The sequence below is a fragment of the Flavobacterium sp. genome (assembly GCF_027484705.1).
Taxonomy (GTDB): domain Bacteria; phylum Bacteroidota; class Bacteroidia; order Flavobacteriales; family Flavobacteriaceae; genus Flavobacterium.
This window is the reverse complement of sequence record NZ_JAIXSL010000010.1, coordinates 130,966-148,129: the sequence shown is the minus strand read 5'-3', so window position 1 is coordinate 148,129 and position 17,164 is coordinate 130,966. Positions and strand designations below refer to the sequence as shown.

Here is a 17,164-nt window from a genome sequence, read left to right as displayed (position 1 = left end):
TCCTGTAAAAAGCAATAACAATATGAGTATATTTTTTATCATTGAGTTTGTTTTGTTTGTTTTGTTTTGGAGTTGGCTATAAGGATTTAATGAGTTCCTGCAAGCGTTCCTTCTTTCGCTGGGCAATCGGCAATTTCGCGTTGTCGCCCATGATCACATAGCCGCCATCGGTTTTGATGTAGGATTTGAGATACGACAAATTAATCAGATGCGACTGATGAATGCGTTCAAATCCGTGCTCTGACAACAATTCTTCATATTCCTTGAGCGTTTTAGAAATCAGCAAAGGCTTATGGTTTTTGATGAAAAACTGCGTGTAATTGTCATGCGATTCGCAACGAATAATGTCATTAATTTCAAACAAATGAATGCCGTCCGTGGTCGATAAGGCAATGCGTTTGAAATGATCGACTTTCTTGCGGATGTTCTCGAGCAACAAATCGATATGTTCGAACGACGTGTTTTTTTCAAGCGCTTCTTTAATCTTGGCAATCGATTTTTTTAAATCTTCCGGATCGACGGGTTTTAATAAAAAATCCAACGCGCTAAACTTAAACGCTTTCAAAGCATATTGTTCGTGCGCCGTGATGAAAACGATGTGCGAAGTCAGTTTTCCGTTTGTTTTCGCCACTTGTTCCAGAATGTCAAAGCCAGTGCCGTCGGTCAGGTGAATGTCCAGAAACACTACTTGCGGGTTGTGTTTTTCGATGGCTTCAATGCCGGTTTTTACGCTTTCAGCTTCGCCCACAATCAGTATTTCCGGGGCATGCCGTTCCAACAGGCTTTTCATGCCTTCGCGCAAATGTTTGTCGTCGTCTATGAGTAAGGCTGTGGTCATATTCTTGGTTTGGTCTCTAGGGTATATTGGATCGGTAAGGTAATAACAATTTTGGTTCCTATGATATGGTTGTCGATGTTGTATACTTCTTCCATCGTCACATGCGCTTTTTGCTGCGTGCTGCTTTCCATCATTTCGAGTCTTTTCTTGGTGATTTCCAAAGCCATCGATTGGTGCGCCTTGACGGAATTTTCCTTAATGGCTTGCGATTTTGTAAAGCCAATACCGTCATCGGTAATCGTGCAAATCAGTTGGTTGTTGATGACATTAAAATTGACTTCAATCCTGCCATCGCCTTCTTTAGGTACGATGCCATGCAAGATCGCATTTTCCACAAAAGGCTGCACGAGCAAAGGCGGCAGCGCCATGTCATCTTCAATCGCGGAACTCGTATGAATGCGGAACTCGAACTTGTTGTTGAATCTAAGCTGTTCCAATTCCAAATAATTTTGCAGGCTTTCGATTTCCTTATCAATCGGAATCAGCGAACCTTTTGAATATTCCAAAGTAAGCCGCATCAGTTTCGAGAACTTCGACAAATATTTGATTGCCGAATCCGTTCCATTCTGCACGATAAAACTAGAAATCGAACCTAAACAGTTAAACACAAAATGCGGATTCATCTGCAAGTGTAACGCTTTCTGTTCGTATTCAGCCACTTCTTTCTGCAACGTCAACCGGCGTTTGATTTGAAGTCTGTTGTAAGTCACGAAAACCAATCCCAAGAAAAGCAAACCGCCAATGATTGCAAACCAGGTAAACTGGCTTTGTCTTTTGTTTTGTTCCAGCAGTAAGGCTTCGCGTTTCTGGAATTCAAAATTCATTTCGGCGCGCAGGAATTTTTTGTTGTTTTCCTCGTTGTTCAACGAATCTTTCGCGATGATGTATTCTTTATAATGAACAAGCGATTCCGTAGGATTGTTGAGCGCGCTGTAAATGTCACTCAGCAATTTCTCTGAATGGATCATCTGATCGATGACGCCAATCGCTTTGGCCAAATCAAGTGATTTTTTAGTGTAGGTGAGTGCGTCGCTATATTTTTTAAGATCGAAATACAATTGCCCCATATTGAACAAAGCCAGCGAAGCCCCAAACTGATTGTCTAAAGCTTCGTAAGCGGTCAGGGATTTTTGGTAGTAAGCAAAAGCCTTTTCAATGTCGTGTTGCTTTTTGAAATAATCGCCCCAATAACTTTGCAGTAGCGCATTATTTCTTTCGTTCGTGGTTTTGTCGAATTCTTTTTGCGCCTGCGAATAATAGCTGAACGCCTGATTCGCGTTGCCTTGTTCAAAATAAACCACGCCAATATTCATCAACGTGACGCCGAAAGTCGGCTCTTTAATCTGTTTCTGGATTTGTAAGGCTTTCTGTAGATAGAACAAAGCTTTGCTGAGGTTGCCTTCCGATTTGTAAACGACCGCAATGTTGTTGTAGGCTTTGGAAATGCTGTTCTTGTTGTCGATTTCCTGATAGATTTTCAACGCTTTGAGGTAATAATGCAAAGCGATCGAGTAGTTGTTGACTTCTGAATATACCACGCCGGCACTGGCATAAGCACGCGCAAGTCCGTTCTTGACTTTCTTCAGATCGGCACCGGGGGCCGCTTTTAACAGGTTGCTGTAATAGGTTTCAGCTTCATTAAAGTGCTTGAGGGCTTGTTTGTAATTGCTGAAGATGATGTTGGCGTTTCCTTTGTTCATCGCCGCATTGGCCAGACCGAAACCAAAATTGATTTTTCTGGCAATGGCTGTGGCTTTGTCTGCGTAATGAGCGGTAGAATCAGGATCGACTTCTTTAAATTCGTTCGCTAAAGCATTAAGTAGGTTGACTTTTGCGGAATCTATTCGGGTGGTTTTGAGTTCTTTTTTTAAACTATCCACCACTACATTTTGCGACCATGAAACGACACCAAAGAAAAACAGCAGTAAAAAGATGTTGGGGTGAATGCTTGTATTTTTCAAAATGAATCGGTTATCATTAACAGCACAAATATACTTGAAGATTGTACAAACCCATAACCGCAATTAGAATTCGGTAGGTTTGATTTAGAATTTGATGGATTTGAAAAATTTCAGATTGAAAAATGGCACGCGGATGACACTGATTTGACGGATTTCCGCTGATTTTAAAATATCCTCAGGATTTAAAATTGCCAGAAGATATAGTGATTGAATGACTTTGTGCTTTTCTTTTATCCGTGCTGATCTGCGAAATCCGTCTTATCCGCGTGCCATAAATCACTCACATTTAAACCTAAACCCAATTCCATGCAAATTTTCAATGCTGATGCCTGATTCGTTCGCTAGGATTTTGCGCAATCTTGAGATGAAAACATCAAGACTCCTTCCCATAAAATAATCGTCATCGCCCCAAAGCGATTTGAGGATTTCCTCGCGTTTGAGCACGACATTCTTATTGTCAAGGAAAAGCTTGAGCAGTTCCGATTCGCGTTGCGTTAAGCTGATTTTTTCCGCTGCAGTCGATACGATAAAATTCGCAGGATCGAACGTATATTTTCCGACATGATACATCGGTTTTTCAAGCGCTTTGTTTTTCTGCGAACGCTTTAAAAAGATTTCGATTTTCAACAGCAATTCCTCAATGCTGAAAGGTTTCACTAGGTAATCATCGGCGCCCAGACGCAATCCTTTAATGCGGTCTTCCTTGAGCGTTTTGGCCGAAAGGAAAATGATCGGAATGTCGGCGTTGCGTTTTCTGACTTCCGTGGCGAGATCGAAACCATCCATTTTTGGCAGCATGATATCGAAGATGCAAATGTCGAAGTTTGTAGTTTTGAATTGTTCCAGACAAATATTGCCATCGGCGCAATGCGTCACTTCATAACCATTTTGCTCGAGATTGTCTTTGGTCAGGAACGCTAAAGTTTCGTCGTCTTCGGCGTATAGGATTTTATAGTGCGTCATGAGTTGTCGGAATTAAGATCGAAATGGTGATGCCACTTTCTGTGTTGTTTTTGGCGGCTATTTTCCAATGGTGCAAAGTGCAGATTTTCTTCACATAATATAAACCCAAGCCGAAACCATTGACTTCGTTGCTTTTCGTGCTAGGAATCCTGTAAAACTTATCAAAAATGAACGGAAGATTTTTACTTGAAATTCCAATGCCATTGTCCGAAAAATCGATTTGTATCTGGTCCGATTTTTTGAAAATGCTAATCGTGATTTCAGGTTGGTTTTCACAATACTTAATCGCGTTGTCAAGCAAATTGTAGGCAATATTCGTAAAATGGAACGCATCAGCATTCATTAAAATCTCAGCTTCGACACTTTGAATCTGAATCTTACTCTGAGGATATTTCAACTGAATATTCTCAATCACATCATTCAGAATCGGAATCACCGAAATTTCCTTCTGATCCAAAGTCAAAGGCGAATTGTCCGATTTGGCGCTGTTCAGAATCGTTTCGATATGCGTGTTGAGTTTGTTGCTCTGGCTGATGATGATGTTCGTGTATTTCTCGAGTTTTTCATCGTTTTTGATTACGTTCTGCTGTTTGAGATAATTCGACGCAATCAAGATCGACGACAGCGGCGTCTTGAATTCATGCGTCATATTGTTGATGAAATCGCGCTGCAGTTCCGAATATTTTTTCTGCTGCAGAATCGTAAAAATCGAATAGACATACACCAAAAGAATAATCACCAAAGCAAACGAAAGCACAAACCAGAACTTCAGCGAACTGAACAAATAACTCGTTTCATTAGGAAAACGGATCGCAAAATAATACACCAGATTTTTATGTTTCGGAAAGTAAACCGAACGCTGCGCATCATTATTTGAAGAAGTCGAAACGTAATTGCCGTAAACCATTTCGTCGCTTTGGCAGTTGTACATCGCATATTCGTAATCAGTTGAAATGTTCATTTTCTCAAATTCGGATTTCAAATAAAATTCCAAAATCTTCGGTTCAAAATCATTGTCGATGTTGACGATATAATAATCATTCGAAATCTTCTGCACCGGATTCTCAGCAGGCAACTCGTGGTTCGTGCCTTCATAAAGTTTCTTGGCCACTTCGAGCAACGCGATATGCACTTTCTGGCTGAACTTTTTCTCCTCTAAAGTAAACGCCTGTTTGGTCCAGAGCAGTTGCGCGACCAGAATACCGATAATGGCGAGAAGTCCTAGAACGATGATGCTGTTGAGTTTGTTCATTGTTTTTGGTTGCTTTTTTAGGAGCCGGGAACCTGCTATACGCTAAATCTTTTGTGCCGAACGCCGTCACAAAAGGATATCGCTGCTATCAGGGCTAGGCCACAGATTTTCTGAAACGCTCCGTACAATATTAGGCAAAATTCGGGAACCATTTTACCATTAACAACTCGTTAACAAAGATTAGAAACCGCTTAACAAGCCCCGAAGCACAAGCCCACTACTTTTGGAATGTTCAAAAACAACAAACCAAAAAATAACCATTAAATCTTTCATTATGAAAACTATCAAAATCTCCATTTTAGCAAGCATCCTTGGGTTAATGTCATTTACAGTATTGCCGACGACAAGCAAAATCCACCACATCGCAACTGCAACTTCGCCAATCGCCTGGAAAAGTGAATCGATTGATTTAGGCGAAATCCCACAAAACAAACCCAAAGAAGTCGATTTCGAATTCAAAAACACCGGAAAAACTGCGGTGATTATCACTAATGTAAAAGCTTCTTGTGGTTGTACCGCTACAGATTACACCAAAACGCCCATCCAGCCCGGAGAAACGGCAACCGTAAAAGCAACTTACAACGCGGCCGCAAAAGGGGCTTTTTCTAAAACCGTTACCGTAACCACCAATGCCGAAGACGCTCCCAAAGTTTTGTCATTTAAAGGAACGGTGATATAAATTGAAGCCTTAGTTGCGTGATCAACTCCAAGCGAAAGTTTGGAGTTTTTTTATGTCTTACTATTGAAGAATTTTAAGTAAATTACAATCATTATTGCTGATTTGTTAAAAACTTTTGGTTTAATATTTCTTTCGCACGACAAACTGCATTTTTAATGTTTTAATTTCGAGAAATCAATAATGAACCCACCAAAAATGGAAGTCAAAAAAACGTATCCTAAAATATTACTGCTGATTTTTTCGTCGAGTATGTTTTTCATGCTGCTCTTTTTCTTTTTATATTATTACACCAAACAGGTTGAAAGACAGGTGCGTATCAATTCTAAAGTCCAATTTAACAGCGAAGTCAACAAGCTGCTTGATCTAGACCACAAGCCGATTCAGGTGGCCATCAACAACGACACCAATTGGGATGAGTTTGTCACTTTCACCAAAACAAAAGATTCGACTTGGTATAATGAGACGATAGCCAACGAACTCAATATCTACAAAGCCGATTATATGGGCGCTTATGATATCAACAAAAAGTTCATTATCCGGACGGCTTCTCCTAAAATCAAATCGAAAGATATGATCCCTGAAAAGGCTATGGCTGCCCTGGATCGTCTTGGGTCGAATAAGTTTTATATGAGAATTCCTGAAGGTTTGGTCGAAGTCACCGGAGCATCGATTCATCCTTCTAACGATCCTTTAAAAATTAAAACCAAAGCTTCCGGATATTTTTTTGTGGCCCGGCTGCTCGATGATGATTTTATCAAAGAACTGGAAAGAGTTTCAGAATCACGAATTCATACTATAGATCAGGCGCATCATGATGTGGAATCAAACCATAAGATTTTTGCGACGGTCGCCTTACAGGATTTTGAGGGTAGAACAGTCGAGAAATTGTTGTTTAAAAGAAAGTTTGAAGTCTATTTTGAGAATATGCTGACGATTCTCTATGTCATCTTTTTTGCTTTTTTCGTCAATCTGATCATCAACTTATTTTACACGAGGAAATTAGTGTATGCACCGTTAGACCTTATAACGCGGGCGCTCGAAACCGGAAACAAGAAAGCCATCAAGAAGCTCAAAGAAACTACCGGCGAGTTCAGCCACATCGGGATTTTGTTTGAAGAAAACAGCAATCAGAAAATTGAACTCGTTAAATCGAAACTCAAAGCGGAGGAAGGCGAGCGGCTCAAAGCATCATTTTTGGCGAACCTTTCGCATGAAATCCGGACACCGATGAACGCCATTAATGGGTTTACCGATTTGCTTCTGAATACCAAACTCGAGAAGGATGAGCAGTTAGAATATCTCAAAGTCGTAGATAAAAGCGGGAAAAACCTGGTTTCTATTATTGATGATTTGATTGAAATGTCCAAAATCGATTCAAACCAGATTTCGCCGAATTACACGCATATCAATTTGGAATCTTGCCTCAATGAATTGTACGAAACCATCAAAATCACGATTCCGAAAACCAAGAATATCGATTTCCAGATCATTCCAAACCAACACCCTGCGGAATACAACATCATCACCGACGAAGTCAAACTCAAACAGGTCATTGTCAATTTGGTGACCAATGCCATCAAGTTTACGAGCGAAGGTCTTGTGGCTTTTGGCTACGAAGTCGATGACAAAAAGCAGCAAATTTTGTTTACCATTAAAGACACTGGGCCAGGCATTGACAAAGCCAATCAGGCCTATATTTTTGATCGTTTCAAAAGGGTCGAGAACGATGCGACAATCAAAGCCGGCGGTTTAGGTTTAGGTCTGGCGATTTCAAAAGCTTACGTTGAAATGCTCGGAGGCACGATTTCATTATCATCGGAAGTCGAGAAAGGATCAATATTCACTTTTACGATTCCGCTGCAATATGACGAGGTGCATAGAATTACTGTGCAGCCCGTCAAAATCAATGCAATTCCGCAAGCGCCGCATGGCATTACGATCTTGATTGCAGAGGATGACAACATCAATTTCCTTTTGTTCCAGAAGATTATCCAGATGAAGCATTACGAGATCATCCGCGCGGTCAATGGTCTGGAAGCGGTTGAAATCAGCTTGAGCAATCCTAATATTGATCTCGTACTCATGGACATCAAAATGCCGGTGATGAATGGATTCGAAGCCATGGAAAAAATTAAGGCGATTCGCCCTGAACTTGTGGTGATTGCGCAAACCGCTTATGCCTCGGCAGAAGATGAGGAAAGAATTATGAAAGCCGGTTTCTATGGTTATCTGACCAAACCGATCAACCGCGAAAATCTTTATGCGACGATTGACGAATTCATCAAAAACAAAACTTAGTCTTATGGTAAAACTGGGGTCTTGCATGGCGTTATTACTGATGTGTGTTCAGGCATTGGGTCAGGAAACCAAAACGAAGCAAGATAGTATTCCTGTCAAAAGCAAAAGACTTGAAATCAATCTTGATCTGGCCAGCCGGTATTTATGGCGCGGTCAGTCTTGGGGTGGCGATTATGTGGTGGCGCAGCCAACCATCAATTATAAACTCACGCGTAAATGGACGGCGGGTTTTTGGGCAACCACCAATTTTAAGCAAGATTTTTTTTACGATGACGGAATTCCCGGCAAAGGCTATCAGGAAATCGATTTCAATTTAAGCTACCAGATCAATTCCTTTTTGACCGTTCAGGTTTGGGATTATTATTGGCCGTCAGTGGAAAGGGTGGAAGGGATTGATAATGGCTTTTTCAATTATGGCAATGATGGCGTCAAAACCGTCGATGCTACGTTGTTGTTTGATTTTACGGATTACAAATTACCCTTGAATCTGACGTTAAGTACCTTGGTTGCAGGAAATGATTATCGCTATGACGACAACGGAGAACACCCAAAGCAGAACTACACGACTTATTTTGAAGCGCTATACAGTTTTGAAGAATTGTATCGTAAAATAACCCTAGAAGCCACAGCAGGAGCGGTGCTGAACAATCAGGCGGAATATTATACGGCGGGCGATTATGACAAACCTTCTTTGGTGAATCTGAGTTTGAAAGCCATTCGCGAATTCCAGTTGAACAAGCGAATTTCGATGCCTTTATCGTTGAATTACATCCACAATGCGACGACAAAAAACACGGAAGTTTTTGGGAAAAATTTTCTGGTGGCCGGAATTACTTTCAATTACGAATAATTACACAGGCTCGCCGTATAAGTCGAATTCAGTAGCTTCGGTAATTTTAATCATCGCAAAATCACCAGTTTTTAAATAGTGTTTCGACGCATCGATTAGTACTTCATTATCCACATCGGGACTGTCAAATTCGGTGCGGCCTACAAAATGAGCGCCTTCTTTCCTGTCGATGATGCATTTAAAAGTCTGTCCGATTTTCTCTTGGTTCAAATCCCATGAGATTTGCGATTGCAGTTCCATGATTTCTTCGGCGCGGGCTTGTTTCACAGCATCGGGAACATCGTCTTCAAGTAAATAGGCGTGTGTGTTTTCTTCATGTGAATAAGCGAAACAGCCCATTCGATCGAATTTCATTTCCTGAACAAAGTCCTTCAAAATGTTGAAATCTTCTTCGGTTTCTCCTGGATAACCCACAATCAAAGTCGTGCGGATTGCCATACCCGGAACGGCATCACGGAAATCTTTGAGCAGTTTAGTCGTTTTAGCTTGTGTGGTTCCGCGTCGCATCGATTTCAAAATAGAATCTGAAATATGCTGTAACGGAATATCGATGTAATTACAGATTTTAGGCTCGCGTTTCATCAATTCCAACACATCCATTGGGAAACCTGTAGGAAAAGCGTAATGCAAACGAATCCATTCAATGCCTTCGACTTTGACTAAGTTTTCGAGCAATTCGGCAAGGTTTCTTTTTTTGTAAATATCTAAACCGTAATAGGTCAAATCCTGAGCAATCAAAATCAATTCTTTCACGCCATCACGCGCCAAACCTTGGGCTTCTTTGACCAGTTTTTCAATCGGTTGGGAAACGTGTTTGCCTCGCATGAGTGGAATTGCACAGAAACTGCAAGGTCGGTCGCAACCTTCTGCAATTTTGAGGTAAGCGTAATTTTTCGGCGTCGTCGTCAAGCGTTCGCCCAACAATTCATGTTTATAATCGGCGCCCAAAGCTTTAAGTAATTGAGGCAATTCGGTCGTTCCGAAAAACTGGTCTACGTTCGGAATTTCTTTCTCCAAATCAGGTCTGTAGCGTTCCGACAAACATCCGGTCACAAAAACTTTATCGACCAAACCGCGTTCTTTCTTATCGGCATATTCCAAAATCATATTGACCGATTCGGCTTTGGCGTTGTCAATAAATCCGCAAGTGTTGATCACGATGATGTTGCCTTCGCGTTCGGCAGGCGCTTCATGTTCGACGTCTTTTCCGTTGGCGCGCAATTGCCCCATCAGCACTTCGCTGTCATAAACATTTTTCGAACATCCTAAAGTGATGACATTGATCTTATTCTTTTTTAACGACTTGGTTCTCATGGATTTGTACCTTGATTGTTCGGAAGGCGTGCAAAATTACGCTTTTTTATTCCTTATCGCCTAATATGAAGTTAAATTTTAAGGAGCCGGGAACCTGCTGTCCGCTACTATCTTTTGCGCCGAAAGCCGGCACAAAAGGATAACCGCTGCCATCAGGGCTAAAAAAACGACCATCATGAAATCGTGACGGTCGTTTTATTATGGCTGATTTGAAAAGTTACAACTCAAAAACCAAAGTCAAGGCGAAATTGTTGTTTTCGGTTTTTATTTTCGGAGCCGCTGTAAACCCTTGCGTGAAAAACGGTTCCTGAGATTTTCTTTGGGAATAGGCGTACGATAAATCCAATCTTGTGGTGCCAAAATGATACCCGAATCCGGTAGAGAATCCGGCCAAGTCGCCCATGATTCTCTTGTCTTTATATGGGCTTTGTTCGTAACGATACCCGCCGCGCAAGCTCCATTCCTTGATGCGGTATTCACCACCGATGCGCAGTTCACTTGCGGCGTGTAATACATTATCACCGTTCGCATTGATAGTATTAAAATAATAACCACGGGTTTTAAAAGCAATGTTACTATAATTTTTGATATTGTAATCAACACTGATTAATCCTTTCTTTCCAAAAACATAAGCCAAACTTCCAGTCCATTTGCTTGCTGTTTGGAGTTTGTAAGTTGGAGTGCTAAAAAGATCTGAACTTATCGTTGCACCAATGGCAGTAGGAGTATATCGTATACTTGATAAAATTTGTATTCGCTCATCGGTCAACTGATACCAAGTGGGTGATTCATAAGCCAAACCGGCTCTTAAAGAAGAAGTCAGTTTTGCTAAAGCACCCAATTGGAATGAAAATCCATTTCCGTAGGTGTGCGTGTAGTTTTCAAATTGTAAATTCCTGATTCCGCTAGTTTGGTTGTTGTCATTTTCTTCAAAGAAAAGTGTTGATTTTTCATAATCTGTAAAATGGCTATTCAGGTTTAAACCGAAATAAAATCGGTCGGTATATTGTGCTGCAACATTAAACGCCACTTTACCATTATAACCTTTAGAGTCAATGTAGTTTTCTTGATAAAAATTTCCTGCGGTAACATTCGCCTCATAGGTATTGTTATCTGGGGTTATAGGATTGATCGCATAAGCTTGATAACCTAAAAAAGCTTGTTGTGTTCTGAAATCTGGTAAAAATTCATAAAAGTTATTGGTGCCGCTAATCATAGTTTCCGAAATATTTGAATTATACAATCCCGGATTTGCATAACTTAAAAAATAATCTGTTACGGATTGGTTTGGATTGGTTCCGAAGGTTGTGATAGCATTGTCAAAATTGGAAGTGTTTTCATAATCTACAGAAAGCACAAATTTTTTCCACGGATTTTTTTCATCGGAATTTATAAAAACCAGCGCACCACCAGCTTGATTAATATCAAATGCAGTATTACTGGTGCTTATTTTTGATCCGAAATACTCCGAATTATTTTTTTTGTTGTAGTTGGTAAAAGTAATGGCAGCTTGATTGTTAGAGAACACGGCACTTCCAGCAGGGTTTACATTGATGGAAGAAAAATCTCCCCCTAAAGCACCAAAAGCACCGCTCATAGCTCCGAAACGGGCAGTTCCGGTCAGTTGGTCTTGAGAATACAACAAGGCGTCTGCAATAGTTTGGGCTTGTAAATTAACAAAACTCAATCCGGCAATCAGTAGGGCAAAATATTTTTTCATCATTATTTTTTCAAAAAAAAACTACGCGATTGATGGTGCTCAAAAGCGTAGGTAAAATTATTATTGGTTTTATCTTCTTCCACCTGCAGATCTTGAAGGACTGGAACTTCCACTGTAACTTGGCGATGGCGAACTGTAAGACCTTGTGGGTGTCGAATTGTAATTATTGTTTCTTGGCGGATTCGACGGTGTTCTGGTTGAGGCATTATTGTATGAACGCGTGGTATTGCCATTGTTGTAATTATTGTTGTTTACAGTATTCGGATTTCTTGTGATGGTTCTGGTTGGTCGGGTTCCGTATTGGGTATTACTGTTATTACCTGTATTGGTTCGCACTCCGGAATTATAATTTCGGGTGCCTGAGCTATAGTTTCTAGTGCCGTTACTGTTCGAATTATTGGTTCTGATACCGCCTTGTGGATTAGTCGAATAAGTCCGACCCGGTCCTGAGTAATTTCTGATACCATGAGAATAAGGCTGATAATAGGGGCTGTGATATCCTGAATAATAATTTCCGTAAGAGCTCCATCCGTAACCCCATCCATAATAAGGATTATACCATGGGTTATATCCCCAACCGTAATATGCTGGGCCATACCAAGAATTCCATCCCCAGCCTAAGTTCCATCCCCAGCCTAAGTTCCATCCCCAATTATTACCGTAAATGTTGACATTTATATTGTCAGCAGAAGAGCCCCAATCCGAATAGCTTGAGGTGTATCCCTGATTGCTGTTGTCATCATTATAATTATTGGAACTGTAACTTTCTACGTCACTGAAAATCTCCTCTTTTCCCTGATTATCTTGTAAGGAACTGAAATAATCTTTGTAATGGCTGTTCTCGACATCATTTTTAGAAGCCGAAGCGGTTCTGTTTTGGGGTTCTGAACTTCCGTATATACCATCACGGTCATAATAGGAAGTGTTTTGGTAAGTCCCACAGGAAGTCGCTAATATGGTCAAAATTCCAAGGATGAAATAGGCGGAATTTTTTTGTGCTGAGAAATATTTAGTTTTCATAGTCAACCGTTTTTTTTATTGTCGGACAACACAAAATTAGTTAGTTTTGCCAAACTATTTAGTTAAAAAAAGTTAAACAATTTTTATGCCAATACACAGCTATGAGCAAGAACCTTACTACAAGATCTGAAGATTATTCAAAATGGTACAACGAACTGGTTGTGAAAGCCGATCTTGCCGAAAATTCCGGCGTCAGAGGTTGTATGGTCATCAAGCCATACGGTTATGCCATTTGGGAAAAAATGCAGGCTGAACTCGACCGTATGTTTAAAGAAACCGGACACAGCAATGCCTATTTTCCTTTGTTTGTTCCGAAGAGCATGTTTGAAGCGGAAGAGAAAAATGCAGAAGGTTTTGCTAAAGAGTGCGCTATCGTTACACATTACAGATTGAAGAACGATCCGGACAAACCAGGTAAATTAATGGTCGATCCGAATGCCAAATTAGAAGAAGAACTGATTGTGCGTCCGACAAGTGAGGCAATTATCTGGTCAACCTATAAAAACTGGGTGCAGTCTTACAGAGATTTACCTTTACTAATCAACCAATGGGCGAATGTAGTACGTTGGGAAATGCGTACACGTTTGTTTTTGCGTACGGCTGAATTTCTATGGCAGGAAGGACATACCGCGCATGCCACTAAGTCAGAAGCCATTGAAGAATCGGAGAAAATGATGAATGTATACGCCGAGTTCGTAGAGAACTTCATGGCTATTCCCGTGATTAAAGGGTTAAAAACTGAAACCGAACGTTTTGCAGGGGCCGAAGAAACGTATTGTATTGAAGCTTTAATGCAGGACGGAAAAGCATTACAAGCCGGAACCTCGCACTTTTTAGGACAGAATTTTGCCAAAGCCTTCGATGTCAAATTTGCCAATGCGGAAGGGAAACAAGAATATGTATGGGGAACTTCATGGGGCGTTTCAACGCGTTTGATGGGCGCTTTAGTAATGACGCATTCTGATGATCAGGGATTGGTATTGCCTCCAAATTTAGCGCCGATTCAGGTGGTTATTGTCCCGATATACAAATCTGACGAACAGCTCAATGAAATTACTTCAGCAGTCAATGAACTGACAGTCCAATTGAAAAAGCTCAGGATTTCTGTGAAATACGACGATCGTACGACCCAAAAACCAGGATTCAAATTTGCAGAATGGGAATTGAAAGGCGTGCCGATCAGAATCGCCGTAGGGCCAAAAGATTTGGAAAACGGAACTTTTGAAGTCGCGCGCCGTGATACTCTGTCCAAAGAAATCGTTGCCAAAGACAGTATCGTAAATTATGTCAGTGAATTGCTCGAAAAAATCCAAACAGACCTTTTTGACAAGGCTTTAAATTACAGAGAATCACATATTACCGAAGTCAATTCGTTTGAGGAATTTCAAAGCGTTCTTGAAAACAAAGGCGGATTCATCTCTGCACATTGGGATGGAACTGCAGAAACCGAAGAAAAAATCAAGGATTTGACCAAAGCAACCATCCGTTGTATCCCTTTAAATGGAAAAAATGAGGCTGGGAATTGTGTTTTTTCAGGCGCAAAATCCTCAGGCAGAGTACTGTTCGCCAAGGCCTACTAAAAAAAAATAAAAAAAATTACTTTAGCTATTGTGCGAATAGAAAATAGTTGTATTTTTGCATCCGCATTACAGAAGTATGGCCCGTTCGTCTATCGGTTAGGACGCCAGGTTTTCATCCTGGTAAGAGGGGTTCGATTCCCCTACGGGCTACAAAAAAATAAATTTTAAGAAAAAAACAAAATGGCAAATCATAAGTCAGCTTTAAAAAGAATCAGAAGTAACGAGAAAAGAAGAGTTCTTAATCGTTATCAGCATAAAACCACTCGTAACGCTATTAAAGCTTTGCGTATGGCTACCGATAAATCAGATGCTTCGGCTAAATTGTCTGGCGTAATTTCTATGATCGACAAATTGGCTAAGAAAAATGTGATCCACGATAACAAAGCTTCTAACTTGAAATCTAAGCTAACAAAACACGTTGCAAAATTGTAATCGTATTTTGAATCTATAAAAAAACGCTCCAAATATTTGGAGCGTTTTTTTTATACCAATGTTTTCTTTAAATCCTCAAGCATTTCCTTTGAAATGGGCTTTGATAAAAAGTCGAGAACCATAGGATAAGTCTTTGCTTTACTGATGTCTTCAGGATCTATGGTTGAAGACAAAACAATCACCTTGCAATTAGGAAACTGTGTGCGATATTCTTGTTTCGCAAAATAATCCAAAAACTCCCAACCGCCCATGACCGGCATATTGAGGTCAAGGAAAATCAATTCGGGATAACGCTTTATTTCCGTGCCTAAATTGTTTAATTTCAATTCGTCAAAATAATTCAATGCTTGTTCGCCATCCTGCGCTGTAATCAGTTCCTTCGCAAAATCGGACCGGTTGATCACCATTTTACAAAGCATCAGTGTAATAGGGTCGTCGTCTACACACAAAATTAAATCAAGCATACTGGTTTATTTTTTAAATGTTATGGTGAATGTAGTGCCTTTGTCCACTTCGCTTTCCACGCTGATGGTTCCGCCCATCGATTCCACCTGCGATTTTACGAGATACAATCCCAAACCTTTACTGTCGGAATAATTGTGAAATCTTTGGTAAAGCCCGAAGATTTTATCGCCATTGCGTTCCAGGTCAATTCCAATTCCGTTGTCTTTAAAAATCAAAACAATCTGGTTGTCGATTTCTTTCGAAGAAACAAAAATTCGCAAAGTTCTTTTGGGCGATCGGTATTTGATGGCATTGGTAAACAGATTCAATAGGATGCTTTCCAGATACGCCTTGTTGATGTTGAGGATGGTCACTCTTTCAAGCTCAATCTTCAGAATAGGTTTGTGTAAGCTAATCAGGTAACTCAATTGGTTGAAAACATTCTCAAACACATCCTTTATTAAAACTTCTTCCTTGTTGATTGATGGATTGTCCTTAATGATCACCACTTTCACCAAGTCATTAATGGTCTCGTTGAGCAAATTTGTCGAGGTCGAAAAACCATTGATAATCTCGCGCAATTCCTGATTTTCAACCGGAATTTCATGCATCAGATTCAACAAGCCTGTCAAATTCGATAATGGCGCTCTAAGGTTGTGCGAAGTGATGTATGAGAATTGTTTCAAATCCTTATTGTTCTGCGTCAGTTCCCGAATCAGCTGTTCTTTCTCTTTTTCCTGTTTCTTTTCTTCGGTAATGTCACGCTGTATCGAAATCCAGTGTGAATGTTCGCCTTCCTGGTTCGTGATCGGAATCATTGAAAAATTGACCCAATATTCAACACCAGTTTTGGTGTGGTTCAAAGTCTCGAATTTAAATTCTTCCTTCCCTTTTAAAGCTTTGGATAATTTAGCGATATCATTTTTCACTGCTTTCCGTCCCATAAAAACCGTCGGCGTTTTTCCAATCACTTCCGCAGGTTTGTAGCCGGTCATTTCCGAAAAAGCAGGATTGACGAATACAATTTTAGGAATCGTCTTGCTTTGTTTTTCCGATTCGGTAATGATTACGGCATCTTTGGTTTGCGTAATCACGGTTTCGAGCAATTTAAGTCGCTGTTCTTCCTCTTTCTGTTTGGTGACATCCTGAATCGCTCCAATCATACGAATCGCATTACCAGCGTCATCCTTCACAAGAAATCCCCTGTCAAAAACATATTTATAAGTTCCGTCCGCGCATTTGAAACGGTATTCATCCTGCCATTTTTCGGTTTTCTGTTCGATGAATGAATACAGCTTAATCGACATCTTAATACTGTCTTCAGGATGAATTCGGTCAAACCACCATTTCGAAGTCTTGCCGACGTCTTCCTTCTTATACCCAAAAACGCCTTGAATTCCTTTGTTCCAGATGAAATCATCTTCCTGAATTTTCCAGTCCCAAATCGTGTCGCTTGTCGCTTTGGCTACAATATCATAGCGTTCGTTCGAAGCTTTGATTTCTTCGTTAATCGCCTGAAGTTTTTCAAAAGTACGGCTGTTGCGGTAATCGTTTTTTGTCAATACGACTTTAAAAATGATTCCGGAAATAATAATGAAAACAATGTCTTTGATGAAACTGAAATCAAGTAAAACCTGATCTTGTGTAGTATGAAAACTATTGAAGCCGTAATAACTTACTACTGCCAACAGCATGGAAAAAAGAATGTACAGCAGGGTAATTTTATTGGCCTTATTTTTCATTACTCAAATATAAATAATTTATTGATTATTTATAAAATGTCCCGGTAAAGTTCGCTATAGTTTTGAACAAA

Annotated in this window: 14 protein-coding genes and 1 tRNA gene; 6 read left to right on the top strand and 9 right to left on the bottom strand. The window is 40.3% G+C overall.

What is annotated here, in order from left to right:
- Positions 1 to 76 precede the first annotated feature (76 nt).
- From Q0058_RS05850 to Q0058_RS05835, 4 genes are all read right to left on the bottom strand, one after another.
- Positions 77 to 838, bottom strand: a complete 762-nt coding sequence (locus Q0058_RS05850) for a LytTR family DNA-binding domain-containing protein (protein ID WP_298221843.1) — start codon at positions 836 to 838, stop codon at positions 77 to 79.
- Complete coding sequence (locus tag Q0058_RS05845) at positions 835 to 2,799, bottom strand: tetratricopeptide repeat protein (protein ID WP_298221841.1); 1,965 nt, start codon at positions 2,797 to 2,799, stop codon at positions 835 to 837. The genes Q0058_RS05850 and Q0058_RS05845 overlap by 4 nt, the downstream gene beginning before the upstream one ends.
- A gap of 276 nt (positions 2,800 to 3,075) precedes the next feature.
- The gene (locus Q0058_RS05840; RefSeq protein ID WP_298221839.1) at positions 3,076 to 3,762 is read right to left on the bottom strand and encodes a response regulator transcription factor; all 687 of its coding nucleotides are present in this window, start codon (positions 3,760 to 3,762) and stop codon (positions 3,076 to 3,078) included.
- Positions 3,749 to 5,014, bottom strand: coding sequence for a HAMP domain-containing sensor histidine kinase (locus Q0058_RS05835; RefSeq protein WP_298221837.1), 1,266 nt, complete (start codon positions 5,012 to 5,014; stop codon positions 3,749 to 3,751). Before Q0058_RS05835 ends, Q0058_RS05840 begins: the two co-directional genes overlap by 14 nt.
- Positions 5,015 to 5,288: 274 nt before the next feature.
- On the opposite strand from Q0058_RS05835, the gene Q0058_RS05830 reads away from it, so the two are divergent.
- From Q0058_RS05830 to Q0058_RS05820, 3 genes are all read left to right on the top strand, one after another.
- On the top strand, positions 5,289 to 5,693 hold the full coding sequence (locus Q0058_RS05830) for a DUF1573 domain-containing protein (protein WP_298221835.1): 405 nt from the start codon (positions 5,289 to 5,291) through the stop codon (positions 5,691 to 5,693).
- A gap of 180 nt (positions 5,694 to 5,873) precedes the next feature.
- The gene (locus Q0058_RS05825; RefSeq protein WP_298221833.1) at positions 5,874 to 7,991 is read left to right on the top strand and encodes an ATP-binding protein; all 2,118 of its coding nucleotides are present in this window, start codon (positions 5,874 to 5,876) and stop codon (positions 7,989 to 7,991) included.
- Between the two features lie 4 nt (positions 7,992 to 7,995).
- Positions 7,996 to 8,841: a hypothetical protein gene (locus Q0058_RS05820; protein WP_298221831.1), complete on the top strand. Its 846-nt coding sequence runs from the start codon at positions 7,996 to 7,998 to the stop codon at positions 8,839 to 8,841.
- Here the strand turns inward: Q0058_RS05820 and rimO are convergent, their stop codons facing one another.
- From rimO to Q0058_RS05805, 3 genes are all read right to left on the bottom strand, one after another.
- A complete protein-coding gene (rimO, locus tag Q0058_RS05815) occupies positions 8,842 to 10,155 on the bottom strand; it encodes a 30S ribosomal protein S12 methylthiotransferase RimO (protein ID WP_298221829.1) in 1,314 nt (437 codons plus the stop codon).
- A 217-nt stretch (positions 10,156 to 10,372) separates the two neighbouring features.
- Positions 10,373 to 11,875, bottom strand: a complete 1,503-nt coding sequence (locus tag Q0058_RS05810) for an outer membrane protein transport protein (RefSeq protein ID WP_298221828.1) — start codon at positions 11,873 to 11,875, stop codon at positions 10,373 to 10,375.
- A 69-nt stretch (positions 11,876 to 11,944) separates the two neighbouring features.
- The gene (locus tag Q0058_RS05805) at positions 11,945 to 12,895 is read right to left on the bottom strand and encodes a hypothetical protein (protein ID WP_298221825.1); all 951 of its coding nucleotides are present in this window, start codon (positions 12,893 to 12,895) and stop codon (positions 11,945 to 11,947) included.
- Positions 12,896 to 12,996: 101 nt separating this feature from the next.
- Here Q0058_RS05805 and proS point away from each other — a divergent pair, with 101 nt between their 5' ends.
- From proS to rpsT, 3 genes are all read left to right on the top strand, one after another.
- Complete coding sequence (gene proS, locus Q0058_RS05800; RefSeq protein ID WP_298221823.1) at positions 12,997 to 14,475, top strand: proline--tRNA ligase; 1,479 nt, start codon at positions 12,997 to 12,999, stop codon at positions 14,473 to 14,475.
- A 78-nt stretch (positions 14,476 to 14,553) separates the two neighbouring features.
- A tRNA-Glu gene (locus Q0058_RS05795) sits at positions 14,554 to 14,625 on the top strand.
- A gap of 30 nt (positions 14,626 to 14,655) precedes the next feature.
- Positions 14,656 to 14,907, top strand: a complete 252-nt coding sequence (rpsT, locus tag Q0058_RS05790; protein ID WP_298221821.1) for a 30S ribosomal protein S20 — start codon at positions 14,656 to 14,658, stop codon at positions 14,905 to 14,907.
- 50 nt (positions 14,908 to 14,957) lie between these two features.
- Here rpsT and Q0058_RS05785 read toward each other — a convergent pair whose 3' ends face one another.
- Entirely contained in the window at positions 14,958 to 15,371 is a 414-nt protein-coding gene (locus tag Q0058_RS05785; protein ID WP_298221818.1) for a response regulator, read from the bottom strand.
- A gap of 6 nt (positions 15,372 to 15,377) precedes the next feature.
- Positions 15,378 to 17,093, bottom strand: a complete 1,716-nt coding sequence (locus Q0058_RS05780) for a PAS domain-containing sensor histidine kinase (protein WP_298221817.1) — start codon at positions 17,091 to 17,093, stop codon at positions 15,378 to 15,380.
- Positions 17,094 to 17,164 lie beyond the last annotated feature (71 nt).

What these genes read in the sequence shown, in the direction of transcription:
- Q0058_RS05850 (WP_298221843.1), bottom strand. Translation starts at nt 838, where the DNA reads ATGACCACAGCCTTACTCATAGACGACGACAAACATTTGCGCGAAGGC.
- Q0058_RS05840 (WP_298221839.1), bottom strand. Translation starts at nt 3,762, where the DNA reads ATGACGCACTATAAAATCCTATACGCCGAAGACGACGAAACTTTAGCG.
- Q0058_RS05835 (WP_298221837.1), bottom strand. Translation starts at nt 5,014, where the DNA reads ATGAACAAACTCAACAGCATCATCGTTCTAGGACTTCTCGCCATTATC.
- Q0058_RS05830 (WP_298221835.1), top strand. Translation starts at nt 5,289, where the DNA reads ATGAAAACTATCAAAATCTCCATTTTAGCAAGCATCCTTGGGTTAATG.
- Q0058_RS05825 (WP_298221833.1), top strand. Translation starts at nt 5,874, where the DNA reads ATGAACCCACCAAAAATGGAAGTCAAAAAAACGTATCCTAAAATATTA.
- Q0058_RS05820 (WP_298221831.1), top strand. Translation starts at nt 7,996, where the DNA reads ATGGTAAAACTGGGGTCTTGCATGGCGTTATTACTGATGTGTGTTCAG.
- rimO (WP_298221829.1), bottom strand. Translation starts at nt 10,155, where the DNA reads ATGAGAACCAAGTCGTTAAAAAAGAATAAGATCAATGTCATCACTTTA.
- Q0058_RS05810 (WP_298221828.1), bottom strand. Translation starts at nt 11,875, where the DNA reads ATGAAAAAATATTTTGCCCTACTGATTGCCGGATTGAGTTTTGTTAAT.
- Q0058_RS05805 (WP_298221825.1), bottom strand. Translation starts at nt 12,895, where the DNA reads ATGAAAACTAAATATTTCTCAGCACAAAAAAATTCCGCCTATTTCATC.
- proS (WP_298221823.1), top strand. Translation starts at nt 12,997, where the DNA reads ATGAGCAAGAACCTTACTACAAGATCTGAAGATTATTCAAAATGGTAC.
- rpsT (WP_298221821.1), top strand. Translation starts at nt 14,656, where the DNA reads ATGGCAAATCATAAGTCAGCTTTAAAAAGAATCAGAAGTAACGAGAAA.
- Q0058_RS05785 (WP_298221818.1), bottom strand. Translation starts at nt 15,371, where the DNA reads ATGCTTGATTTAATTTTGTGTGTAGACGACGACCCTATTACACTGATG.
- Q0058_RS05780 (WP_298221817.1), bottom strand. Translation starts at nt 17,093, where the DNA reads ATGAAAAATAAGGCCAATAAAATTACCCTGCTGTACATTCTTTTTTCC.